This window comes from Pseudoalteromonas sp. SG45-5 (assembly GCF_014164085.1).
Classification (GTDB): Bacteria; Pseudomonadota; Gammaproteobacteria; order Enterobacterales; family Alteromonadaceae; genus Pseudoalteromonas; species Pseudoalteromonas aliena.
In genome coordinates, this window is record NZ_JACJEM010000041.1 from 1 (window position 1) to 24,647 (window position 24,647).

At 44.5% G+C, this 24,647-nt stretch carries 27 protein-coding genes and 1 rRNA gene; 1 reads left to right on the forward strand and 27 read right to left on the reverse strand.

Annotated elements, in window-relative coordinates:
- Window positions 1-257: 257 nt before the first annotated feature.
- Window positions 258-372 (forward strand): 5S ribosomal RNA (rrf, locus tag H5119_RS13620).
- A 331-nt stretch (window positions 373-703) separates the two neighbouring features.
- On the opposite strand, the gene H5119_RS13625 is transcribed toward rrf, so the two are convergent.
- The 27 genes from H5119_RS13625 to H5119_RS13755 form a co-directional block, all read right to left on the reverse strand.
- A complete protein-coding gene (locus H5119_RS13625; protein ID WP_182702620.1) occupies window positions 704-928 on the reverse strand; it encodes a hypothetical protein in 225 nt (74 codons plus the stop codon).
- The gene (locus H5119_RS13630) at window positions 921-2,699 is read right to left on the reverse strand and encodes a hypothetical protein (RefSeq protein WP_259398995.1); all 1,779 of its coding nucleotides are present in this window, start codon (window positions 2,697-2,699) and stop codon (window positions 921-923) included. The genes H5119_RS13625 and H5119_RS13630 overlap by 8 nt, the downstream gene beginning before the upstream one ends.
- 8 nt (window positions 2,700-2,707) lie before the next feature.
- Complete coding sequence (locus H5119_RS13635) at window positions 2,708-2,998, reverse strand: hypothetical protein (protein ID WP_182702621.1); 291 nt, start codon at window positions 2,996-2,998, stop codon at window positions 2,708-2,710.
- Window positions 2,998-3,882: a hypothetical protein gene (locus H5119_RS13640; RefSeq protein ID WP_182702622.1), complete on the reverse strand. Its 885-nt coding sequence runs from the start codon at window positions 3,880-3,882 to the stop codon at window positions 2,998-3,000. The genes H5119_RS13635 and H5119_RS13640 overlap by 1 nt, the downstream gene beginning before the upstream one ends.
- A gap of 3 nt (window positions 3,883-3,885) precedes the next feature.
- The gene (locus tag H5119_RS13645) at window positions 3,886-5,997 is read right to left on the reverse strand and encodes a hypothetical protein (protein WP_182702623.1); all 2,112 of its coding nucleotides are present in this window, start codon (window positions 5,995-5,997) and stop codon (window positions 3,886-3,888) included.
- 14 nt (window positions 5,998-6,011) lie between these two features.
- Complete coding sequence (locus tag H5119_RS13650) at window positions 6,012-6,374, reverse strand: hypothetical protein (RefSeq protein ID WP_182702624.1); 363 nt, start codon at window positions 6,372-6,374, stop codon at window positions 6,012-6,014.
- Window positions 6,371-9,961, reverse strand: coding sequence for a tape measure protein (locus H5119_RS13655; RefSeq protein WP_182702625.1), 3,591 nt, complete (start codon window positions 9,959-9,961; stop codon window positions 6,371-6,373). Before H5119_RS13655 ends, H5119_RS13650 begins: the two co-directional genes overlap by 4 nt.
- A gap of 65 nt (window positions 9,962-10,026) precedes the next feature.
- On the reverse strand, window positions 10,027-10,773 hold the full coding sequence (locus H5119_RS13660) for a hypothetical protein (protein WP_182702626.1): 747 nt from the start codon (window positions 10,771-10,773) through the stop codon (window positions 10,027-10,029).
- Window positions 10,770-11,195, reverse strand: a complete 426-nt coding sequence (locus H5119_RS13665; protein WP_182702627.1) for a hypothetical protein — start codon at window positions 11,193-11,195, stop codon at window positions 10,770-10,772. Before H5119_RS13665 ends, H5119_RS13660 begins: the two co-directional genes overlap by 4 nt.
- The gene (locus H5119_RS13670; RefSeq protein WP_182702628.1) at window positions 11,195-11,623 is read right to left on the reverse strand and encodes a gp436 family protein; all 429 of its coding nucleotides are present in this window, start codon (window positions 11,621-11,623) and stop codon (window positions 11,195-11,197) included. The genes H5119_RS13665 and H5119_RS13670 overlap by 1 nt, the downstream gene beginning before the upstream one ends.
- A complete protein-coding gene (locus H5119_RS13675; RefSeq protein WP_182702629.1) occupies window positions 11,620-12,081 on the reverse strand; it encodes an HI1506-related protein in 462 nt (153 codons plus the stop codon). Before H5119_RS13675 ends, H5119_RS13670 begins: the two co-directional genes overlap by 4 nt.
- 70 nt (window positions 12,082-12,151) lie before the next feature.
- Entirely contained in the window at window positions 12,152-13,045 is an 894-nt protein-coding gene (locus H5119_RS13680; protein WP_182702630.1) for a Mu-like prophage major head subunit gpT family protein, read from the reverse strand.
- Window positions 13,046-13,051: 6 nt separating this feature from the next.
- Window positions 13,052-13,432, reverse strand: a complete 381-nt coding sequence (locus H5119_RS13685) for a hypothetical protein (protein WP_182702631.1) — start codon at window positions 13,430-13,432, stop codon at window positions 13,052-13,054.
- Window positions 13,433-13,434: 2 nt separating this feature from the next.
- Complete coding sequence (locus H5119_RS13690; RefSeq protein WP_182702632.1) at window positions 13,435-14,628, reverse strand: phage protease; 1,194 nt, start codon at window positions 14,626-14,628, stop codon at window positions 13,435-13,437.
- 71 nt (window positions 14,629-14,699) lie between these two features.
- Complete coding sequence (locus tag H5119_RS13695; RefSeq protein ID WP_182702633.1) at window positions 14,700-16,532, reverse strand: AIPR family protein; 1,833 nt, start codon at window positions 16,530-16,532, stop codon at window positions 14,700-14,702.
- A gap of 225 nt (window positions 16,533-16,757) precedes the next feature.
- Window positions 16,758-17,216, reverse strand: a complete 459-nt coding sequence (locus tag H5119_RS13700) for a phage virion morphogenesis protein (protein WP_182702634.1) — start codon at window positions 17,214-17,216, stop codon at window positions 16,758-16,760.
- A 93-nt stretch (window positions 17,217-17,309) separates the two neighbouring features.
- Window positions 17,310-18,656, reverse strand: a complete 1,347-nt coding sequence (locus H5119_RS13705) for a phage minor head protein (RefSeq protein ID WP_182702635.1) — start codon at window positions 18,654-18,656, stop codon at window positions 17,310-17,312.
- Window positions 18,649-20,208, reverse strand: a complete 1,560-nt coding sequence (locus H5119_RS13710; RefSeq protein ID WP_182702636.1) for a DUF935 domain-containing protein — start codon at window positions 20,206-20,208, stop codon at window positions 18,649-18,651. The genes H5119_RS13705 and H5119_RS13710 overlap by 8 nt, the downstream gene beginning before the upstream one ends.
- Window positions 20,202-20,357 (reverse strand): hypothetical protein, encoded by a 156-nt coding sequence (locus H5119_RS13715; RefSeq protein WP_182702637.1) that lies wholly within the window; start codon window positions 20,355-20,357, stop codon window positions 20,202-20,204. The genes H5119_RS13710 and H5119_RS13715 overlap by 7 nt, the downstream gene beginning before the upstream one ends.
- Complete coding sequence (locus tag H5119_RS13720) at window positions 20,357-21,910, reverse strand: terminase large subunit domain-containing protein (RefSeq protein WP_182702638.1); 1,554 nt, start codon at window positions 21,908-21,910, stop codon at window positions 20,357-20,359. Before H5119_RS13720 ends, H5119_RS13715 begins: the two co-directional genes overlap by 1 nt.
- A gap of 1 nt (window position 21,911) precedes the next feature.
- Complete coding sequence (locus H5119_RS13725) at window positions 21,912-22,493, reverse strand: DUF3486 family protein (RefSeq protein ID WP_182702639.1); 582 nt, start codon at window positions 22,491-22,493, stop codon at window positions 21,912-21,914.
- A gap of 1 nt (window position 22,494) precedes the next feature.
- On the reverse strand, window positions 22,495-22,797 hold the full coding sequence (locus H5119_RS13730) for a hypothetical protein (protein ID WP_182702640.1): 303 nt from the start codon (window positions 22,795-22,797) through the stop codon (window positions 22,495-22,497).
- On the reverse strand, window positions 22,787-23,140 hold the full coding sequence (locus H5119_RS13735) for a DUF2730 domain-containing protein (RefSeq protein WP_259398999.1): 354 nt from the start codon (window positions 23,138-23,140) through the stop codon (window positions 22,787-22,789). The genes H5119_RS13730 and H5119_RS13735 overlap by 11 nt, the downstream gene beginning before the upstream one ends.
- Entirely contained in the window at window positions 23,112-23,342 is a 231-nt protein-coding gene (locus H5119_RS13740; RefSeq protein ID WP_182702641.1) for a TraR/DksA family transcriptional regulator, read from the reverse strand. Before H5119_RS13740 ends, H5119_RS13735 begins: the two co-directional genes overlap by 29 nt.
- Complete coding sequence (locus H5119_RS13745; RefSeq protein WP_182702642.1) at window positions 23,339-23,779, reverse strand: 3TM-type holin; 441 nt, start codon at window positions 23,777-23,779, stop codon at window positions 23,339-23,341. Before H5119_RS13745 ends, H5119_RS13740 begins: the two co-directional genes overlap by 4 nt.
- Window positions 23,772-24,032, reverse strand: a complete 261-nt coding sequence (locus H5119_RS13750; protein WP_182702643.1) for a hypothetical protein — start codon at window positions 24,030-24,032, stop codon at window positions 23,772-23,774. Before H5119_RS13750 ends, H5119_RS13745 begins: the two co-directional genes overlap by 8 nt.
- Window positions 24,025-24,633: a glycoside hydrolase family 108 protein gene (locus tag H5119_RS13755; protein ID WP_182702644.1), complete on the reverse strand. Its 609-nt coding sequence runs from the start codon at window positions 24,631-24,633 to the stop codon at window positions 24,025-24,027. The genes H5119_RS13750 and H5119_RS13755 overlap by 8 nt, the downstream gene beginning before the upstream one ends.
- Window positions 24,634-24,647: the final 14 nt, after the last annotated feature.

Sequence of the window (24,647 nt, forward strand, 5' to 3'; positions counted from 1 at the left end):
GTGAGCCATTAAGCTAACTTGTACTAATTACCCGTGAGGCTTAACCATACAACGCCAAACGCGTTTTATGTGATAGTGAAACACGCGAAGAAGTTAATATGACTAAAGTAGATATTACTGAAAGACTTAAAAAATATTATCAGATATTTTCCAAATTCAAGAGGTGACTCTTAGCGCGTAGCGTTAAAGTTGAGGCACCTTGCGCAAAGAAAATGGTAGCACTACGTGCTTGTCATTAATTCTCTGCACCATATTTGCTTGGTGACAATAGCGTTTTGGACCCACCTGATTCCATGCCGAACTCAGTAGTGAAACGAAACAGCGCCGATGATAGTGTAGCATTTGCTATGTGAAAGTAGGACATTACCAGGCTTCAAATTGTAGAAAGCCCGAATCTAACGATTCGGGCTTTTTTACGTCTGCAGAAAAGTGATGGTTTTTTTGCTGTCTGGGATTTAGTAAATAGCCAAGAGCCCATGCCGAACTCAGTAGTGAAACAAAACAGCTCGAAGGCGAGCCCCACAGAAGGCCGCCCCGACACAAAGATAGTGTAGCATTTCACTGTGGCTCTCCACCGCTATGGGCACTACGACATTATCAGGCTTCAAATTGTAGAGTGATGCGCCGCGCGAAAATTTCCCGCGCTTCGCGCGATAACTGCGAAAAATAGAAATTACTCTATATTAAACAGCTTTCCAAATACTTAAACTTCAATCTCTGTATATGGCAATGTTGGTGCTGGGCCAACAATTCTACCATTCTCTACGTATACAGCCCCTGTTTGAACACTGTCACCTAGTACAATGCTCTGACTGCTGTCGCTGTATTCGACTAACGTTGTGCCGTTTGAGTTAACCGTAACAACCGTTGCTATTGTTCGCTGAGTTCTATCGAGCACTGAGCCAAGTCGGTTTAGTGTGTTAGACATTGCTGATCACCTTTATTGTTTGGCTTACTGTAATAGCCCCTGAATCGTTTATGCTTGCGCTTATGTCCATACTATCGCACGTTGCTTTGTACGTAGTGTCGCTGTATGTAACACCGACTAACATACCAGGGCGGATTGGCGGTAGGTCATCTAAAAGCTTGGTTCTTATTGTTGTATTTTGTTTCTTACCGCTGTTAGCCAGCTCACACGTTCCGCGTTGACGGGCTGCTTGATTATGCGTGATTAGCGTGTCTACAACATCATTAGCAAACTGATCGCCAAGCGTACCTGCACGTTTTATTTTACACGCTACGCCTTGCTGCTCACCTCGCACAAATATCGCGTTATGCGCTTGGCTTATTGTCTGGCTGGTATTGTGCTCAAGTATGATTGAATCATTGAGTATTACATCACAAATAGCGTTTTCAGTATCCCAAGGCATAACAGGCCATGAGGGAATAACTGACACCGTTTTGTTCGCACTGTCTATATCAAGCATTGCACCTACCGACTTAGCCACACTTAACAGTGCCGCAGCTGGGGTTAAGTTTGTATAACTAAATGCGCCTGTTGGAATTGGATAATCAATCATTTTATTGTCGAGTGACCAACCCGTATTAACGAGTATGTCAGACATGATCCCTGCTAGGGTTTTAGCTGTGGGGTTCGCGTAGTTCGTTGCGCGAGCGTATGGTGCTGACAGTAGTGCAAAGCGACCTCGACAGCTTGCACTATAGCTTGAGTTTGCAAAGCGATTATTCGTACTTGGCTGCTCACAAATCACATAAAAGTCATAACCATTTAGCGATATTTTAAGCTCTTGGCCCAGCGCGCGTTCAAAGTCGATACGAGAACAAAATTTAAGGCTAGCAGTAGCGCTAAACTGGCTGCGCGATACTGAGTAATTAACACTACTAATAAGTATTTTTACGTCGTCTAAAACTCGCACGCAATTTATGGTTGGCTGCATGATGTATGTATTCCTAATTTGAGGCTCTATTGGGATTTTTCTGTCTATTGTTGGTACGTCATCGTCGCCACGAACAAGGCCACCCGGTAGGCCCCAATAACAAACTTTGTCGGGGTTGTTAAAGCGCATAATTAAATGGCCGTTGTACGATTTTGCACGCTCTGAAAACTCACCTACAGCGTACCCTTTAAATGGGTGGTTTTTCCAATAACAAATATACTCCTTATCCGTTTCACCATAATGAATAACTAGCTCACGCGACTCTAAAAGTGGCTTTACAAACCAATGCAACTCACGTGCTATGTTAAGTAATTCAGAGCTGTTCCAACGTTGTTTAAGCTCGGTATGTTCAACATCGAGCTGAGTTAGCCAGTGAAAATCCTTTTCGTTATATTCAATTGTGGTGATAGTTTGGAGTATTTGAATGTCGTTTGATACTTGCCCGCTGTTACCCCACTTAGCGCCATATTGTGTTGTAATTACGGTGGGCAATTTCCAGCTAGCAATAAAAAAAGCACGTTTTAATTGAGAGCTGTTAAACACTGTTTCAAACTCAGCTTTAACAGATTGTGTTTGCCATGCTAAATTTTTACTTTGTGTAATTAATTGCAGAGTTAACCAGCTTGAATCCAACTCGATACCAATATTAGACTGCAAAACTGGTATAGTTGGATCACCTGGCCCTGAATCATCTCCAAAATAAAATCTAAGTGGCGGCGTATTAACCGTGACCACCTTTTTAAATATGAATTTAATTAAATTTCTCTTGTCGCTAAACTTTAAAGATAAGGGTTTCTCCATGATTTAACTCAACTTTGGGGGTATGTTTTTATTGCTGGAGTAACGTTATCAATAGCGCTAACAGAGTAGGTTCCTGTTTTGTCGAAACATAAAACTGTTAAAGTGTTTAGGCTACCTAATCTAAAGTAAAACTCACCGTTTTGTCCTGTATTAGCAAAAGCAACTGGTTTATAGTTTGTTTTATCTAAAGCAACCACCATCTGAGATTTTAAAATAAGGTCATTTTTAGGCTCAATCACACCATTGACATAAATTTCATCAGGGATTGTCGCAATGCCATAACGTATTGAATATTTCATTATTCACCCAAGTAAAAACGTACACGGTTAAAATAAAGATAATCTCCAACGACCTCAAAACGAGCTGGCCAAGATTTTGGCGGTGATAATGGAATTTCAACAAATGGAAATAATGCGGATAATTTGTTAGCGTTATTGTTTATAAGTAAGCGCCCCCAAACTCCAGAGCTAGAAAATGCTGATGATTTAGAGTAATGACCATGATCATTATGGAAGTCTATTGGCCCAATGGAATTTATCGAGTTTAAAACACCTGTGTTAACGTCTACCAAAATTGGGAAAGATGTCTTTTTATTAAGAAATGCGTTATGCCCTGAATAGTTACTAAATAATTGACCCACATCATAATCTTTATAATAACCAAAATTGCCTATGGCGGTATAAGCTAAATTATGACCATTGGCATCAAGCTTACCTACAAAGCATGCAGCGCTAGCATCGCTTGTTCCAATATTATCTAAAAGTAAATAGAAACTTTCTTTTGTTGCTAATATCAACCACTTAAAGGTTTTCTTGTCTATTATTTGATTGAAAACAGCTTCGTCATTAGATGGTTGAGCTGTCCAACTACTGTAATTTAATGATGATATTGGTTCCTCTATCGAGTTATAAGCATCAATAGCCCCAAAAAGGGCGGCCCTGTCACCCCAAAACGAATTACGACCATCGTCATAAATTAAATACATCCAAGCACGGCTAGCTGGACTAAATATCATGTTTTTATTGTTTTGTGATATTTCTTCTAATACCCAACCAGCTGGGGGTTTTGTGCCATAACCATCAATTAAGCACTTTTTTAAAACATCAACGGCTGAGCCGTGTGTCTGAGTTAATTGCGGTGCGCCGTCATCATCCCATCTATATACTGTTACTGCTTGAGACATAATTTAATCCTTATTTCCACGAAAACTTAATGTTGAATTGTCACGCACTATTTCAGAGTGACCGGGTGATACTGAGCGGGTAATCATAGTTGGCTTGCTTGCAGCGAGGGTTTCAAATAAAAATGCTTCGCCGGGGTTTAAACCAGCGCCAAAAGCTTGCTTTCGTAATACAAAATACGGCGCGCCTGCGAATGAGTTAATGGGCGCACAGTCGTTTAGCGTGTCGCCGCTGTATATATTACCGACTGATTCACCAATAACGTTGTAAGCCGTTGTTGATGTAAACACGATGGCCCAGCGCTGAGCTATTGCACCAATATTTGTCAGCTCAATTGGGTATTGAGTTGTATTGATTGCTGACGATGCAGCAGCGCCTATCTCACCAAAATTATTTTGCCAAGCGGAAAGAGTTCGTTCGTCTTTTGTTTGTCCCTGAAAATCACCAAGCACCTGAACACTACTCACTGTTGCACCCATTGGGTATGCACGTTTAAGCGGTGTTAGCAGGCTTAATTCATTGCTGTTCATTGCACCGATAGTGACTAATTCTGATTGAATGGCTGTAATAATATATGGCGGTGAAAATACGCTTATACCTGCGTTTATTTTTACCTCACCTTTTACTTTGTCATAGCTGTAATTAGCATCTGTAACTGACCATAAACTCATTCCTTGTCCATCCACAATATCAACAAAATTTGCATCTACAATTACGTTAATACTCTGGCCGCTGGTAAGGTTTTGATGTTGAGTACGCACTCTGTTTTGGACGCAAACTTGCCCAAATTCATTGAATATATTCACGGTGCCATTATTTGGAAGTGTTGACGTATCAAAACCACCCGGTGGGGCTGGAACAGTTATTACGCTAACTTCGTTGAAGTCATAACTAATTGAGGCAGGCTTTACGCCTTGGCTAAACTCAATATCAACATAGCCCGTTTCGCTTACTGTGCCGGTGCAATTAGTGCCGGTAATATTACCGCTTAAATCGCTTGATGCTGAGAACGTAGCACCCGCCTGTGTTTCAAAACGTATATAAACTGAGTCACGCGCAAAATTACTGCTCGGTAACTGCCATTGTTTTTTACTAATTGTGCGATTGCCTTTTTCTATTATCACGCCTAAATTTTCGGTTACAGTACCAGAGTAATCAATGGGGTCTATTGCTGTAATAATACCCGACTCATAATCTATGGTTGCAAACACATAACCCGCTGAGACGAATCGGCCTTGACTATCATCTGTGTAAACCGACGCATCGCTTGATTTTTTAAGTCTTGCTGAGCCTTTTAAAACGCGTTCATTAGCTGCAAGTGAAATAGTTTGACTGTCTGAAAATGAATGAAAACGTAAATCTTCATTCGACATATAGAACAACGTGAAATATTGCCCTTTAGAGACCGCAATATTAATAGACGATGAAACAACACCATTTTCAAATGTGAGTTCTTCTTGCGATAAATGTCTAGTAAATATACCGAGTTGTGCGCCTGTTGAAGTGCCTTGACCATAATATCGCTGATATTGATATTCAGCATAATAATGCGGATCTGCTAAAAGCATATCGGGTACGTCTATATTCACTTCAGTAATGTTGCCATAGCTTAAAATACGCTTAGTCCGATAAACATTAAATGCTTCAGAGGCTGGTTTTAATCCAATCTTGGAACTAACCGTTTTAATGCTTGGCGTTAACGTGCGTGTTACTGATTCAATACTGAGCAATTGAGCGGCTGCATTCACTGGTGCAGTTAAAAAGCTAGTGCCATGAAATTTAGTTGTATCAAGTCCTAAATATGGCAGCATCTCGGCTACTGTGTCTGTGTCTTTTAGTTCCTGCGCTTCAACGAGTAACACGTTTACAAGCGCATCATCTGGCTGGTCGCTTAGAAATATGTGCGCGTCCTGCAGGCGGCTTGAATCGTCAGTGCTTAGCGCCGGGTATAGCTTCACCAAATCAAATGATGAACGCGCATGGTCAATATCACTGATTGAGCTAAATACATCGTTTAATTTACCGCTCACGATTGCATTGCTGGTACGGTGGCCACCTGCGTGTAACTCGTTGCCTATGCGCTGGGATTTGAATATTTTTAAATCGGTTCTGTTCATGTTTAAACTCCTATTTAAACGGTTTTTAAACGTAAGTTTATATTTTGGAAATAAGTAGGCGCAGAGTCTGAAAAATGCGTATGCGGTGTTCCCTCTACTGCCTTTTGTGAATGGTCCCAAACCACATTAAACACAGTCCCGCGTATAGTTATTTCAAACGCGGTGAGGGTTGTTTGTGCATGCTCATATAAAGGTGTAAACACGCTGGCAGCTTCAAAGTCACTGTATAGATTAATTGGGCGGCCTTGTGGTATCAGTGTTTTTTCAATGTGCTGCGCACCATTTAAAGCACGTTCGGTTTGCTCGGCTACTGGCAAATAATCAAACTCATTGAGCCAAATTAAGTTATCTAGGCTTTGTGCATTTATTACGATCATTGGGTGTTACTCAACTGTTCAAGTTTTTGTAAAAACTGCTCTTCAAACTCAGCTAATAAATTGGCTGATTGCCCGCCAGGCAACACAAGTTCTAACCGGACTGTTTTGCCATTGGTGTTACTAGTAAAAGTCTGCTGGCTTTTAAGCATGGTGATCAACTCACGCACAGCTGTTGTAAGGCTGTTTAAATCGGCGTTAGAGGCGTTATTACTAGGCGTATAATTGTTTGTAGGCGGCGTATAGCTTGGTGTAGGTGTAGGCGAAGGCGTATACGTCTGTACTTGCTCAACCGCTTTTTGAGTGGTGCTTTGCGCTTTTATTGCTTGCTGTTGTGCGTTAATAGCTGCGTTTAATGTACTCTTTTGCTCACGCGTTAGGTATGTAAGCTGCTTATTGATTTTGTTGTATAGCTCAGTCAGCGCTTTGCTACTGCTGGCGTTATCAATTTGACCGCTGAACTTACTAAATTGAACGCTTTGAATATTAGCGTAGCCGCGCTTTTCTTTTTCTTCGCGTATTGCTTTTGTATCTAAATCGTAAGGGCTATTACCGTTCTTTTCTTGGTAATCTACAATCGTCTTGACGCTTGCCCCAGCAGCCGAATTATAACGACTTACGTTACTTGCCGCCGTCGATGCTGAGCGTGATATTTGCTCTAGCTCGTCGCGCTGCTCACGTAAGCTTTTAGTCGCAAAACCAGACGCTTTAACTTGATCATTAGTGGCTTGTGTACCCGCTCTAATCGATGCAGTCGCTGCATCTTGTGCACCTTTAAAGTCACCAAGCAAGTTGTTTACAACGGCTAATACATCACCTAAACGCTCTTTTTGGTAATTATACTCTTGAGCTGTCAAAGCACCTGCTTGGTAAGCATCGTTTAAACGCTCAAGCTCTGCGGTCACGCTAATTTGTCGACGCTGTAGCTCGCTAAGGCTTAATACCTCTAGTTGCTGTACACGGTTTAAATCGTTCGTTTGATCTGTTAAGCGTTGCTGTTGAATAGTCAGTGCGGCTTGTGCCTGAGCTTTTTGCTCAGCTGTGGCCGTACTGCTCGCCATTACTTGCTGGTTAGTTTTTATTGCGTCGCGGGTTTGCTCTAACTCGCGAGTAAAGCGGTTAACTGCATCGCTGTTTGTGTCTGTTACAGGCTTTAAGGCATTTGCTTTTTCAATCAGCTTATCAAGTTCTTTAGTTAACCCTAATGCCGCCGCTGCGGCTTGGATACTTGAAGGTACGGTTTGATCTGTTGCGTCAGCAGCGGCAATTGCGGCCTCTGCCCACTTTAAATATGCCTGGCGTTGTATGCCTAATGGCTGCTCTGATTGCTGCATTAGCTCATAAGCAGCGCGCAGCTTGTTAGCTGTATCGTCTAGGGCTTTGGTTGAGGTTAAACCAAGCTCTTTGTAGGCTTTTTCAACATCGCCGGCAAATACCTTTTGGCGTTCAAGCATTGCGCCGTGCTCTTCAAATTTAATTTGTAGGGCATCTAAAATAGCGAGCTGGCCTTGGTATTGTTCACCAGCGCCAGCAATTGCAGCACGAGCAGATTCAATGCTTTGAATGAAGCCATCAACCCCAACGGTTACACCGTCCATGGCTGTTGCTTGCTGCTCTAATGACTCAATGGTTTTAAGGGCTTCGGGTAACGATAAGTTTAAAAACGCCTGGCGCTCTTTTTCAGCAGCGAGTGTTTTAGCGGTGGCCTCGGCTAGCTTTTGTTGCTGGTACTCAACATTTATATATTGCTGGTTTGCCTCATCCCAAATGAGTTTACCGGCCTCTATTAGCGCGTCTAACTCGGTCATGTTGGTAATAACTAAACCGGTAGAATTAGATAAATACTTTAGCTCGTCAGCAAGCAGCTGGGCTTGTTGGGCTGATTGCTGCTTAGATTTGCGCAGCGCTTCCTCTGCTACTAGTAGGTCTTTGTATAGCAAACCTACGTCTATTAACTCGGTAATTAACCAAGCATATAAGCCAGCTTTACCGACGGCTTTAAGCGCTGTGCTCCACTTCGCGGCCGCAATACCTGCGGCATTTGTCGCCACTGTAGTAGTTCCTACAGCAGCGGTGTAGGTTCTTAATGATGCCATAGCTGCTGTTGCGCCGCTGATCACACTTGTAAAATAGTTACCTACTTTTAGCGCTAGCCATACTTTAGCAACAGTTGCTATTTCTTCGCGATATTCGTATAAAGTAGTAGCCGTGTTTTGTATTGCTTTACCGGTGCCAACAATCGCGTCGCTAATCTGTTGCGCCCACTCTTTTAAACGCCCATCTTTCGCCATGGCTGCAAATTCAGTATTAAGCGCTGTTATTTGTCCTTTTAACCACTCCATAGCGCCACTTTGCGCTATAAGGTTATAAAACTGAGCCATGTTGTCTTTAGCGTTAGATACCTGCCCGCTAAAGAGCGCCATTTGGGCGGCTGCTGAGCCAACGCTACTACGCCCCATTTCATCAATTAAGCCTTTAATTACATCACGGCCTAACTTACCAGCTGTAGATAATTGCTGTAATTCTTGTACGTTTTTGCCTGTTGATTTTTGTAGTAAATCCCATACTGGGATACCGCGTTCAACCAGCTGTAGTATTTCCTCGCCTTGTAATTTTTGTTTTGCCCAGGCTTGGCCTAATGCCAGGCTTACACCTTCAACCTCTTGAAACCCGCCGCCGAGCTTTAATGCTTGGTCGGTAATGGCCTGCATGGTGCCATCCATTGGATCAAGGCCAAACGCTTTTAGTTTTACAAATGCCTGGCTTACTTCACCCAACTGTAACGGAGTGTTTTTAGTAAATTCTTTTACCCATGCGGTGGCTTTTTCACCGCCCGCAATGCCGCCCATAAGCGCTTGCATTTGCACGCCGAGCTTTTCAAATTTATCACCGGTGCTAAATACCTGGCTTACGGCTTGGGCTACCCGATCAAACCCAACATAAGCCGCAGCAAGTGCGGTAACTTTGCCAATTATACCGTCTAAGCTTTGTGCTTGAGCGCGTTGGGTTGTAGTTCCTTTGCGCAGCTCATTACTAAACTTATCGACAGAGCGGCCAGATTTATCAAACTGGGCTGCTAAGTCACGTTTGGCCGCACGTAGGTTATTAGTATCAACATCAGAGCGTTTAAGGGCTGTTTGTAATGCTGCGTGCTTACTGGTTTGCTGGGTAAGCTCGGTGCGCATTTGCGTTAAATCTTTCTCAGCGGCTTCTAATGAGCGCGCGAGTTGCACAAATGGCTTATCAGTGTTTTTGGTTTCGGTTTGTAATTGGTCGAGGGCTTGAGCTGCCGCCGCTGTAGCTATTTCTTGTTGTTCTAGTTTTTGTTTTGACTGCTCAAATGCACGTATCAGATCAGCTTGATTAGCTAATCCGTCTAATTCGTTGGCAAGCTTGCCAGCGGTTTGGCTGGTTTTCTTGGCGCTGTTATCGGTTTGGTCTAGTGATTCACTGAGTTTATCAGCAGCAGGATTAGCGGCATCGGCACTTTGCTCAATGTTGCGCAGCTCTTGAACCAGTTGCTCAATATTTTGCTTGCCTGTCGCTTCTGCAACAACGCGTAGGGCTAGTTCGAGGGTTTTATCTGCCATGGGTTAACTCAATTTGAAACGGTGTTTAAGAGTGTGAAAAAGGGGCCGCAGCCCCGCACAGGAAATTAGGCGTCGAGTTCGGTATATAAAAACGGGGAATTTTTGCCTGTCACCACTTTAGCCGTGCCAGTTAAACCACCGCTTACAAACTCACTAGCCGCAAAGTCGATTGCTTTATTAGGCATTAATGAGCTTTCGTATACTTCGAGTTGAATTGCTTTACCATTGGCAAGGTTTTCACCTTCACCAAAAATACGCGCACGTACTTGGCTTTCAATACCACCTTCAACGGCTCTGCCGCTCATAGCGTTGTGTTGGTAGCTCAAAGTAATACTGCCGCCAGCGTCAACTGCACCGCCTTTAATGGAGCGAATAAGGCCAAGGGCATAGTTCACTTCAAAGTCAGTGCCTAGCACTAAATCAACAGCAGCTTGTTTAACGGTTAAACCTTCACTTGCTAGGTTCTTATGGCCAAGCTCTAACCAACCTTGGTTTGCAGGGAGTGTTTTAGCGGCATCGGCTACGGTGCCACTGGCTTGATTAACATCAACCACTTTACCCATTAGCGCCATCGCTAACAGTTCAGACGGCACATCATCAAATTCAATCGACAGCTCAACAGGCTTGGCAATTTTTACATCGTCCAGGGCTTGGCCGTAAGAGTCTTTCTTTTTTGATGTACGGATTTTAGAATCAGCTTCAGTTTTGATCTCAAGCTTAGTCATATTGATAGGGCCAAAAATACCAGTGCTTTGGCCCGTTTTACTTAATCGGTCAATGTAAAAATTGCCCGCTACTAATAAGCCACTCATAGGTGCGCTCCTTTCATTCTCATTTGACAAGTAAAGGCCAGCGGGTAATACGCAAAACCTTTGGTGAATCGGGGTTTAATCGGTGAGTTAACACGCAGCCAAGGGCCAGTATCGCCTGCTTTTTTGCCAGCTAATGCGCGAATAGTGTTAACCAAGTGGGGGCCTGCATTTTCTTTACGGCCTTGGCGTACAACCAAAATCACTAACCAGGTTTGTTTAATTTGCATTAAATTGCCGGCGTTTGCGGTGTCGGGTAATTGGTCGCCAAAATATAAAAAGTGCAAGCACGGTGTACGTTGTGATGACTCGCCCAAATCAGCTAAGTCGGTAATGTAATTAACTTGCTTAATGTTGGGCACAGTCTCAAGCGCGGCTTTTAATGGCTCGTGTGCTGCTAGGTAGTCATCGGTTATGTCAAACATCAGATAAACCCTTTCGATTTACCACGGGCAAATACGCTACCTGCTGATTGCATTATTGCAGTGTCGTCGGTTTGGGCATTTGCGCCTAGCTCATCAACACCAAGCGATAACGTGCCTTTACCAACTGCCGCTAAAAACTTAATTGCATTTTGATAGCGCTCAGTAATGTGCTCTGGCGCGTTATCAGTGCCCAAAAAGTAACGGGCAATATCGCAACACAAACGCGTTAAAACGGTTGGCACAATCGTCAGTGGCAGTGAATAACGCCCCGCTAAATAGCCATTAATTTCAGCGCTGGCATCAGTTAATGCCTGCTCTAAAATTGGCATGTTTATTTGCTCGGGGTCGCTGTCTTCACGCTCTGTTAGCAGCACTAAATCTTGCTGGCCAAAGCGTTTTAGCATGTCATTAGTGCTGGCATAACTCATGATGATTGACCTTGTTTAACGGCATGGCTAAATACTTTCCATGCGGCATTACGCTGCTCGGCACTGGGTTTTATTGTGAGTACTTCGCCAGCATCGATGCCAGGCACTTGATACTCAAGCTCATCAACCGTTGGCTTTTTAGCAAAGCGCTGCTCAAGCATGATGGCTAGAATCGGGTGCAAGCTTTCATCAATACCCGCTAAATCAACCTCAATAGCTACAGTGCTATCCACACGTCCATTGTCCAATGATGATTGCGGACTTGGCTGCGTAGACGCTTGACGAGTTTGCACGCTAATGTGTGGATCAGCGCTAAGGGTCTTAAGTTGCTGCTCGTTAATATCTGCGGTCGGCAATTTATTTTTACCTGGGGCAAATGTAAGGCCCGCACGGCGGTACTTTTGACCGCGCGGGTTAGTGACAATGATGCACCCAGTATCAGTACTATTTTTAGACATTTCATATCCTGCCTTTATATAAAACAGTAGGGCTAGCAGGGCTAACCCTAAACGTTAGTGTTAAGCCTGGTTAATCAAGCCAAGGCACAACCATCACTTCAACCGCTTGATAGTTGGTGTTTGATGCTCCACCTTCTTTTTGCATAGCTTCAATGAGTGCTTTAGCCTTGCTGCGGTTCGTTGGGCCAACGACGAGTAAGTCAGGGTTAATGCCTAATGGGCGGCCTTTGTCTGACTTTAAGCCCATCATTTTTTCAATTGCGCTGTTAAAGTTTGCTTCAGTTAGCTCGGCTTTTGAGCCAAAGGCTTGTTGCCAAAAACCAAAACCTGCGTTCACACGTGCATCTACGCCATACAAATACTCATCGGCCATAAACACATGATCAGAGTTGCCCGCATCGGTTTTAGCACTGAGCTGGTAGTCTTTGCGCTTTTGGAAAATAAGCGGTTTAAGTGGGCGGCGGGTATCCAATAAATACCAAGGGGCTAACGCGCCATCTTGCATATTTGATACAAGCTTTTCGTTTTCACCTTCACCGACATCGTGCTCGGTATCAAAAAAGTTTTGACCGTCATAACATAAGGTGTTCCAGCCGCTGGCTAAACAGGCATAGGTTAGTTCGTCTGGGTGTGTTGCTGCCGCATAGCCCATATCTTGGAACTTAGCCATTAACACGCCAAACGTATCGTCTTCAATGTATTCGCTGGGGATGCCTTCAGTGGCTTCAAACTTTTTGTTTTTAATCGAGTACGAGTGCAAGGCCATTTTGTTTATATGGCGATCACCAATCCACTCACGCAAGCGGCTAAATTCACCTAACCAAGCATAATCTTCACTTGATGTGGTCGACGGTACGACCGTGGCAATACGCGTATATGTAGGCGTGTAAGTGCTACGGCCTGCGTTAAATTCAGTTTTAACGGCCGTAAAAACGGCGCGTAACGATGGGGCTGAAATATCCATAGTGGTTTAAATTCCTAGTTCAACCCAAACACCTTCAGCAGCAACTTCCGTTACTTTGCCTGCGGTGCTTCGGCTATCGGTTGCAGAGTCGATAGACACATGGCCATCGGTCGAGAAATACACAGTGCTGCCAATATGGCTGTCGAGCACATCACCGGCATTGGCAAATAAGTGCTCGCCAATTTCAACGGTTGCACGCTGTGCTTTGTCAGCGCCTTGGCTGTTATCAACACCCATGCGCACAATCCCTGCACAGGTGCCAACTGTGCCAATGTTGGTTAGCAAACCATTGCTGGTTAAAATAGCTGGTGCATCGCCAGTTAGTACAATGGATGCAGCAAGTGGGTAGGCTCTAAATTTGCCTTGGCGTTTTGCAATAGCGGCCATGGTTATGCGTCCTTATTTTTCAAGAATGCCGCTTTATCAATGCCAGTGGCTTTGAGTACAGCGAGTTCTTCAGTGGTTAATTCAGGATCACGATTGTGTTCTTCGTCAGCCTTTTTCTTTTGTGCACCGGTGCTTTGGGTAGTGCCCGTTAATGCGGCAATTGGGCTGCGAGCATCAAGCGCGGCTTTTAAAACAGCCACGCCGTTTTGCTTGCCTAAATCTTGAAAGTACGACACCTCCGCTTCAATAATGCGGCCATCGGCTTTTGCGGCATCAATCGACTGCTCAACGGTTAAACCGTCATTTTCCGTTTTTAATACGGCTAGCTGTTGGGTCACTGCGTTATAAGTGGCAACAGGCACATATTTCGATAGGTCAACGCTTGAGCCTGAGCTTGCTTTAAGTGCGGCGACTTCAGTGCTGGCGGTGGTTAATTTAGTGCTTAGCTCATCAGCCGAGTCGGCTTTTGTTTTAAGCGCTTTGAGTGCGGCAAGACCTGTGGCGTATTGTTCAGTGGTTGGCTGCTCGCCATCACCAATTGTCACGCCCAAGAGTGCAAGCAGCTGGAGTGCTTCATTCATGGTGGTTTCCTTTTCAGGGGTTGAGGTTTTTAAAACGGCCACCTTGCGCATGCCATCAACAGCGGGTTCGTTGGTCAGTGCAAAGTGGCGTAATTTAACGGGGCGGCCATCGGGGCCATAATGAAATACGGGGCTGATAAAACGGTATTCATCATCACGCAAAAATTGGGCTGCTTTTTTTGTCCATTGCACGTTGAGTGCAAACAAGCCTTCGCCTGGGATGTACTCTAAATCGGTGGGGTTAAACCACCCTGCGGCGGGGGCTTCCTTGCCGTTTTCTTGTGCATAAAGTGTTTGATGTTCGTAGTCAAAGTGGTAATCGTTTTGGCGTGTGTTGGCATCTGCTTTAAGGGTATTAAACGCAGTTTCATCCATTAGCCAAGCGTTATGCTCAGTGTCATTTGGGCGGCCATCGCCTGCGCTAAAGTAACCATCAGGTGCAAGTTGTACGCGTGGGCTGGTGCCATCAGCGGTTACATCGGCATTAAAACGACATACCGCAAGGCCCATTTGTGCGGGTTTACTAGCCGTTAGTACAGCAAGTGAAACGCCTTCCAGTGGCAAACAGCTCCTGGTTGTATTTGGTAAGTCTGTGTTGTGAGTATTTAACGGCATGTAACTGGCTACAAGTAAATTAACTTGCAGCCAGTATTAGGGATTTCTTTCGAGGGGGATTTTAAACTGGATTAAAAATTAGTTATAGTTAGTGGCACTTCTGGTAATGTAACTATCGGTTCAGGTAGAGCATCATTTCTTAGACAACTTAAAGTTAAACCTATCTTCTCTACGTTACTGAAAAAACGAGCTGGATAAGCATTTGGATAGTCACGCTCTATTAATTGCTCGGTTAAATTAAGTATTCTATTTATCAAAGTTCGAATTCTATCTTCATCAGGTTCAAGTAAGTTTCTAGCATTAACTAGATTAGGGGTAGAACTTAAAACATAGGCAGCAAAAACTCTATTAGCATGTGTCAATATACCATAGCGCTTTTTGGCAGTTTGATAATTAGTTTCTTCCAAGAGTTCCTTTATATTTTTATCAACAATTCTTAAATGCCTTACTGCATTTATTAACTTAATTCCGCTAACTGAGCTATTAAATACAGAGCGATATTGCGACCCTTGGAGATTATCAAAAAACTTACCTCTTTGGCTTTTTAGTAATGCCAGAGTTGTTGGAGTGGAGGTTAAGCATGCAAGGGCATTGAGCGCTTCATCCACGTCTATATTATTTTGCTCATTTTCAATTTGAGAAGAGCTTGTACGCAATAGCTTATATGTATAGCCTTCAATAATGAGCTCGTCTCTTAGACGGATTTGCTGTTCATTTTGAGAAGCGAAGTCTCTTCCTAGTACGCGATTTTGGTGATTGTTAGCTCTTGTTATGTCATGAATTATATTATCGTTATCACCTTCAGGAATAATGATAAATCTAATATGGACCTTAATTTGCACAACTTCTTCAGGGTGTGCTGAGGCCAAATTGCCTATAGTGCTCAGAGTCTGCGCTCCATTAATCACACTTACATCCCTAAATTTGAAACGGCCCATGGCTCTATCGCGATTGTTATTACGCCTAAAGGGTTCAATACCTCTGACAAGAACAGTAATCCCATTATTATAAAACCAAAATAGCCCCGGATTATTGATAGCAGTAGTTTTGATTGAGTCATTTACTTCGGTTTTACCAAGTAAATTACGGATATTTTTGGTGAAAAGGTTATTTGAATGTTGTTCCCACCACTCAGCAAGTTGTTCGCCGCTAATCATCCCATAGTAAGAAGTGTAGTTTGATTCAATTTGACCGTATTGCTCTAGCTCAACATCTTCAAGGTCTATAGTGCTTGATGATTGAACACGCATCCAATCAACAATATCTTCAGCAGATACAAGGTGTACTTGGAAGGGCAAAGCATTATTAGGTGTATCATTTTGGACTATCGCAGCTGCATTTAACTCATGTTGCCATCTTTGCATGTCAGATAATATTTCTACAGCAGCGCCGCGTTTACCTGTATGAGCCATGACAAATTTAAATGTATAATCAATTGAATCAAGTGCAGTTAAAATATCGCTTTCGATGCTACGTAATATTCTATCGAATCTTGCAAACTGCTTATCTTGTAGATGTTCGCAAGCTGATTTAAAAGTTAAAAAATCAGCTTTAGACCATGTCGAACCTCCGGACTGATTAAACTTAGCTTGAACAACAACGACTGTTTTTTCGTTATGATTAACGTGTATTGCGTCTATTCCTCCATCTTCAGAGCTATCACAGACTGCTGCACCAGCAATACTAGTATCCACGAAGCATAGATGTTGTATTACAAAGGCTCCGATAGCCCGGCTAGCCATTTTAACATTGTAGTCATTTTGAGTACTGGAGCACTCTCTCTTGTGTATATGATCTTGAAAAGTACTTCTTAAAGTATTACCAATTCTATCAGCAGTTACAGCAGCAGTTGCGGATGCTGCAATGTTATTATCTTCTGGTGCTAATTCGGTTACAAATGCCATATTGATCCTTTATGATTGCATTCTGAGTTTAAGGTAAGTAAATATTATATAACTGTATTCATATTACGGTCTGGACTGAATAATTAAAATATTTTAGTTAGTTATATTGGTCTTTATTCAACCTAGAAACGTTTCTAAACCCATTTCCAGCTTATTTAATACCATACTTGCAACATTCACGCGACTAAAATACCGCATACGCTCTTAGGTGGCGTTGTGGCGTTTTTAGCTTTCTAATAGAAGATCACCCAGTATTACCAGTAATTCGGTTTCGTTATCGCGGCTTATGCCTAAATATTCACGTTGGGGAATCGCAGCGGGGCCGGGTGCCATTTCAGGTAAGCCGCCAAAGTTATGAATAGCAGCATAAGGTTTGTTACTGCCAATCTGCGCCCAAAAGTCGCCGCTGTCTGCTGTAATAGAGGCCGCAAGTCCGCCAGCTGTGGCTTGCAGTATTTGCCCGCCGACACGGTTGGGGTTGTGTTTTAAGTAATTATCGCTAAGTGCTGGCCATGGCGAGCCATCAACAGGGCTTTGCTGATCTGCTAGGGCATCTTCGCTGGCACCTTCCATCACAGCGGCAATGGCATCCATAGGTTCGCTTAAGTCGTTAAAGCGTTCAACCAACTGTTCAAGTATGGTTATAACGCCAGTGCCTTCAAGGGTAAGTGAGATAGTTGACATACGTAATAGCCTATTTAATAATCATTAGTGGCGGTAGTGTTTCCAATGGGTAACGGTTAACGTGTTCGTTATGATGTGGGTTCGAGTCTCACCCTATCGCCAGCCTTTCAAATAACCTGCCGCAATCCCTGCGTTTATATCTGCTTGTGTAACTTTGAACACATTAATTAATGGGTCGAGTACACTGCCAACCTTGGCAAAATCCACAATCATTTTGATCACTTGCTCACCACTTGGGTAAACATACATAAGGTTATTATTTGTAGTGTCCCAATACACTTTGGTTTGTGGGTTATTAAGCCAGGTACTGAGCTGGGTATATTCACTTAGTTCTAGTGCTTGGCCTTTTACTTTATGGCGGGTGCTGTTGGCATGGGCTAATGCGCGCTCACTTAAGGTAATTACACGCCCAGCCTCAATACCTTTATCAATCAGCTGTTGGTTTATATCGTCTGCTAAAAAGCTCACTACGGTTTTATGTTGTGGCCGTGGGCCATTGGCTTTTAAGCCTGCGGCGTTGTTTGCTTGCTTAGCTAATTGGTAGCGCTCAACACGGGCAAGGCTTTCTTTTGTCCATAGCTCAAACGCGGCCTCTCGCGCAGGGCTGTTATTAAGGGCTTGGATGGTATCGGCTCTTAATTGTGGGTCGGGCACTTTACTAAGCTTTTGGGCAATGGCTGTATCGGTGCCAAAGGCGCTTTGCCCTGGTGAATATGCCCAGCCAACGTCAGGTGTCATTACATCATCGGGGGGTAGCTTTACCCGGGCATGGGGCACGGTTTTAATATCGCCTGTTTCGCGGCTGATAATCTCAGCATCAAAGGGTTGCACGTAATTACTGCCATCTTCAATCGTAATACCACGCGCTTTAACTTGTGCCTCAGTTAATGCGCGTACACGGCAACGACAGCCCCAACCATTAGGCGGGTAAATGGTTTGCCATATTGGATCATCAAATCTGAATACGCGGCCATTTAATAGCTTATGCTCGGGGCGGGTTTGGCCGTCATCAATGGCCACATACTGCCAATAAGGATGCGTTTTAGCACGCGATAACATGCGCCGATAACGCCCAGCCATGTACGCCGTTTGCATGTTAGTACGGTAAATTGTGTTTAAGCGGTACGGGCTACCTAGTTGTATGTCATCGCCCATGGCATTTTTAGCTTTGCCCCACCAACCAAGCTTTTGCAGCTGAGGGGTTAGGCGCTCATTAAACTGCTTAGCTGTTAACCCTTGTGTTAATGCGGCATCTAGCTCGCCACGAATAGCACTGAGCACGTCCATATTTTGTGCGCGTGCAACGGTAAACGCTTTGCTGTGGGCGCTGGTCAACATATCGTGCCATTCGTCGCTGACTGCGTAACCTTTAGATTTAAAGTAAGCCACCGCGTCTGCGGGCGGCTTATCAAAAGCGCTGGTTAAACTAACGCTAGGCATTGAGTGAACCCCACAGCTCACTTACAAAAAACAACCGCGTGAGTAAGTCAGTTAAGCCATCTTGATCCAGCATGGGGTAAAGCTCAGCCAATTCAATGGCGGCCAGTTCTTCGCTTTGGTTTAGCTTATCAAGCAGTGGCTGTAATACGGTTTTGTATTCTTCGCACATATCGCCGCTGGTAATGGCATCAAGTGCCGTGTCGAGCTGTGCTTGGCCTTGGTTACTTGTGCCTTCACTTTTAAGCACTGCTAGCGAGCTGGCTTTTAATGCGGCTGTATTGTTACTCATAGGCTCTGTGGGTGCTTCAAGTACGTCATCGCCGTCTTTGGCTATAGGAATATTTAAACGCTCATGCACCCATGATTTAGGGACTTTCATACCAAGCGAAACCAATGAGCGCAGCGGGTAAGCTAAGTCGCGCATTTCGTCACTGGTGGAGTTGTCAAACTCAAAACGTGGCAGGCGGCGATTGCCTGCGTAGCTTTTACCATTCAGCGCATAAAGCGGGTATAAAATATCGCGGTTTATGGTTTGCTCTATTTGATGTAAGTCGCTTTGGGTGATAGAGCTTAGCGCCTCAGCATGTACATTACCCAGCGCATTGGTGCTGGTTTTGCCATCGGCTTGGCTGGTTAATGTACCTCCTAGAATTGCTTTAGATTGGGTAAGTTCACACCAACGGATCATGGATTCAAACGGATCGGCTTGGCCATTTGCGGCGCTTTGAAAATCAATTTCCATACCTTTGGGGATTATACCGCCTGCGTTATGGCCAATACTCATTACTGCGCGTAACAGTGTGGCTTTTTCTTTTGGGTTAGCACCGCTGGGGTATTTACCCACACGCACAGGTAAACCGTAAATCTCTAAAAATTCGGCTAGATCACGTACCGAATAATTTTTAAATAAGAACGGCCAGCTTAATACCGACACCAACCCCGCACGGTGAACATAACCCGACTTGGATTTATGAATATGCATAGCCCAGGCGAACGGGTTGGGCTGCTCGCCATTGGCGCTGCCATCATTGAGCATTAATTGATTGCGGTTGTCTGGGTGCGTTTTAAAGATGTTTTGATCACGAAACTCATAGCCAGTAATGATTTGCTGTTTTTCTACGTAATCCCATTGCAGCTCATTGGGTGAAAAGCCTTTTAAAATAGCGTCACTAAAATCAAAGAGTAGATCATAAAACCAAGTGGCATCATCAATGATCTCGCCCAGCATATCGGCATCACGTTGCTCTAATGGGCTGGCATTACGTGGCGCTTTAATATTCCAATCTAGGCCAACAATGGCGCGGCGGCGTTTGCCTAAGTCGCAGCTTATATGGCCGTCTTTGTCTTCCATATCTTTGGCTAGGTCTGCCATGGCCGCTAGGTTGCCTTGCTCAGCCTCGCGCAGTAAGTTTGCCAGTTTTGCAGGGGTAAGCCCTTGAGTTGGATGATCTGCATACTCTTTCATTAGCGAAGCAACGCGGCTGTTATTGTCGGTTTGTTTTTCGTCTAGGGTCTCGAGTGTGAGCGGGTCGCCGTTAATATCTACTAGCATGGTTTAACTCGTATAAGTTGTTTTAAGGTGATCACATACACATCGAGCTTTAATGCATAGTCGATGGCTGCGGTTTTATTTGGGGCGCTAAAATCAAGCGTAATTTCTTGGGCTGTAAATAGCTCTTGGCAAAGTATGCGCCAGCGCATTACCAACACCCCGCGCCTTGGTAGTCGGCCAGTTCGTCATAGTCAAACTCATCTTCAGCATGCTTATCTGGCAATGGAGTAAACTCAATCGCGCTGCCTTGCATCCAAGCAGCACGTACAGCCATTGCAAGCCCTACAGCAAAATCACCATGACGCTGGCGGCCATCAGTGCCTTTGCTGCTGCCTTTATCTATTTTTGGGGTGCCGTTACGCACGGTGATCATTTGTAAGTCATCAAGAATGTCTTGGTGTTTTGGTATGGCAATATTTCTATCTTCAAACTCGGCTTTAAGCTTGGGCATCCACTCCCTGTACCATGGATCGTTAAGCATGACTTGCTCAACCATGTCAGTACCAAAATGTAATGCGGCGGCTTCGGCTAAGTAGCCACCGTTACCTGTTGCATCAAACGCCAGCCCTTGTAAGCGGGGTAATCGTTTAGTCACGTACAGCATCACATAACGCTGCATATCGTAAGTAAGGTTGGTAAGCTCGATTAAAAACGGCACGCGCTTGGATAAATCACGGGCTATTTCAAGGGGCACAAATACGGTTAAATCGCCACGACGGGCAAAGTCTTCCCCAAAGCTATGGTTCAGATCAGGATTTAACGTGGTTAAAAACAGATCCAATTGCTCTGTACAAAATGCCTCAATCACAGCTTTTTGGGCGTCTTCGGTCCATGACATAAAATCAGCAGGCGCTTCATAGGTCACAATGGGAATGCCTTTAACCATCGCCATTTCAATTAATGCGCGGGGTATGTAGTTGCCACCGCCTTTTTTAGGCTCACAAAAATACTCTTCTCGGGCATCGTCTTCGCTTGCGGTATCTTTAAGTAAATCAGCAATCCATTGTTGCTGTAATTGTTGTGACCAGGATTTCTTTTTGATTTGGCAAATACGCTGATACAAGCCTTCACTACAGGCATCTTCAATGGTGATGGTGTGAACTGAGTAGCGCTTTTTACCTGCGCGGCTGTCTTTAATAAGCTCGTTAAATAAATTGTCTACCCCGTTATGGGTTGAAATTAAACGCACTTTTGAGCCCCACATGGTCAGAGCAAGTGCGGCTTTGAGTACTTCGGCTAAGCGATCATGAAAGGCCGCTTCATCTATGGTTACGTTGCCCTGCATACCCCGTAAATTAGACGGGTTAGAGCTGAGCGCCTGAATTTTAAAGCCTGAACTAAAGTAAATAACAAAGGTTAGAATTTCTTTGTCTTCATTCTTTATGACTTCTTCACACACTTGTGAGGCGGCTTTATTAAATGCTTTTGCCCACATGGCGGCGGCATCAATAAACTCGCGGGCCATTTCTTTATTTGAGCCAACATAAAAATGATTGCAGCCATTGGCACTGCGTGCAGCTGCGGCGCATAACACAGCATCGGCAGCCTCAGCCCAGGTTAAACCAGTACGGCGGCTTTTCTCGGCAATTTTTAAAACGGAGTCGTCAGCAATCCAGCGTTTTTGATACCCGAGCAATACTTCGTCAGCGTTAAACTGGTTTATTTCAGCATTCATTTGCTCAGCTGTATTAGCGGCTATCATGTTAAACAATCCCTAATATAGACTTTTTGATTTGTGCAACGGTGTCGGCTGTCATGCCTGCTTGCGTTGCAACGTGCTCAGCGGTGGTGGCGGCTTCTTCCGCAAAGGCTTTACGAATATCTTTTTCGCGCTGGTGGGCTTTCATTGCGGTGGATTCTAAGCGTTGACAGGCAAGCATCACTTCTTTGAGTAAGCCTACATCAACGGCAGCATCATCATCAGGGTTGGTCATTTGCTGCATTGTGGCTTTAAATAATAAAGAACGGGCCATCTCAAGTATTAACTTGGTGGTGTCGCCTGTGGGCTTATCGCCCAGTTGCGCGGTAAGTGCTTTAGTTGATTCGCGTAAATCTCTTAGGCGCTGGCCAATGGCCTCTGTTTTTTGTGCATGGCGGCTTAGGCCACTGCGGCTTATTGTGGCTTCTTCATCTAAGCCCGCATTGAGTATTAAGGTGTTTATTTCGTCGAGTATTTGGCCTTGGCTAAAACGCTTATCGCGGAGCATTTCGTCTAGGTGCTTTTTAATACTCTCAGGGAGTAAATCAACCTTACTGGGTTTGGTTCTACGCGCTTGCTCAGTCATGTTACCCCCGAGGGCTTGGGCGTTTAATGCCTGGTACAATAATTGTGCCTTCAGCTACATCAATGCCACTGGGTGTAATGGTGCTAACCCATGTGGAGCTTTGGCCTATTTTTTCAATCGTTACGTAGCCGTTGCGTTCAAGCCAGCTGAGGTGAGTGTGTAGCTCATCGCGACCACACTTGAACGAGTACGATTTTAAAATATCGCAAATAATACTGTCGTTTAAATCGTAGCCAGGTTGCTCGTTCAACGCCCGCAAAATGCACAGGCGCGAATGTTCAGCAATAATTTGATTAATCGCCATTGCGGGTTCCTCTTAGTTCGTTTTCCATTAGTAGATCGGTTAAGCGTTTTAGGTCGGTAAGCTGTGGGTTTAGCCCATCGATTTTGCCGCTGACTTCAATCAAGCGTTTATCTAGTTCGTGTAGGTCGTCTGAGTTGGGCAAGTCTTCAATGGTTTTCTCTACCGCGCTTAAACGACTTTCTAACACTTTAGATACATCGTCATGTGCTTTTTTAGTCACAAAGGTACTACGCAGCCAAGCCAATGCAGCGGCCCCAACTATTGCAACACCTACGGTTAAAAAGGCTTTGTACCACTCTAAAATAAAGTCCATGCTAAGCCCTGTAATGCTGTTGTTTTTCATTGAGTGATTCAATGAGAGATTGACACTCAACACAGGTACTACAGTTTTTAACCGCTTTACGCCGCGCTGCGGGTATTTCAATGCCGCACTCTTGGCAGTGCTCAAATGCTGCCCCTGGTTTGTTGGCTTGTTCGTGGTGTAGTGATAGCGCGGCATCTAACAGGTGCTGCTCAATTTTTTGCGCATCGTCTAATTTACTCAACGTGGTTTCCTTACTTTTTCGATAACGTTATTTAAAGCGTGTTTAACGCCCGGTGCGGCTTTCTCAACGGTGCGGCCAATCACATAACCGCCAATACCTAATTGCAGTAAATCCCATGCTTGCTCAGATAAGCGAAACGCCAGCACGCCAAAGGAATCAAGGCAGATCAAAATCAAAAAAGTCAGCATGGTAATGGGCCGCCAGTTACGCTGTAGCCAACTTTCGCCATTAGCCTCAGCGGTAATTATTTGTGATTGGGCGGCGAGCACTTGGCCTTGTAGCTCAACAACTTTGCCCTCAAGTTCAAGCACCTTACTTTGTGCGGTGTTCTCAATGCGTTTGAGTTCGTTGGTAACAATTTGGCGCTCTTCGTCACTCGTGAATAGGTCATCAACTAGCTTGGTAACTGGGGCGACTAAGTTAAACCAATTAGCCATGCTGGCCTCCAAAGCGTTTATGCAGCTGTTGGCGGGCATGTTGATAATCGCGATTGCCATTAACTCTAAGCTCAATGTCTATCGCGCTAACAGCGCGCCAGCCTTTGCTAAAGTGGCTTTGCATAGTGCCGCAATGGCTATGCAAGGGGATATTGTTAGGGTTAAAAGGCAGGCCGTGCATCCGTGCATCAACCTCCAATTTGATGCGCTGCTCTTTACCTTTTTTTAATGACCATTCCCAGTTTTTACCCATGTTGCCCCCAAAGCTCAGCAAAGGCGTATTCGCTTATGTGGGCTAGGCGGTTAAACCAGCCTTCAAGGTTGGGTTTTTGGCTGGCATCATTGGTACAAATGCGGGCGTATTTACGGCCACGGTTTACGCTAAGGCGGGCAACTAAACTTTGTGGGGCGCAGCTGCTTACAGCCTTTAAGGTGTTAGGGCCAATGCGGCCATCAGCTTTTGCACCGCTTGCACGTTGCAGTATTTGGCTCATGGCAAAGCTGCCATGGTTTATAGCGCCGTCTAAAGTAAGTAAATCAACGCCATTATCAAGTTGCTCGCAGTACATGGCACGCCAGTAATCACGGTGGTAAAGTCGGATAGCGTGGGCAATGGTAAGGTTTTTTATATCTATCGTGGGGTATGCGCGTTGGCTAATACCGTATTTAGTTAAGCCACCACGATCACTTGCTACGTCATTTAAGCCGCCATCAGCACGGAGGCCACCTTCTAAATAAAGAATGGGCAATATGCAATGTGCAAACTTGAGCGAGTACGGCGCAAGTGCGGCTTGTACTTCCGGGCGCTGATTAAAACAGCTTAAATTGGGTAATGGGGTTAGGGTTAAACGCACTTGGCACTCCTGCA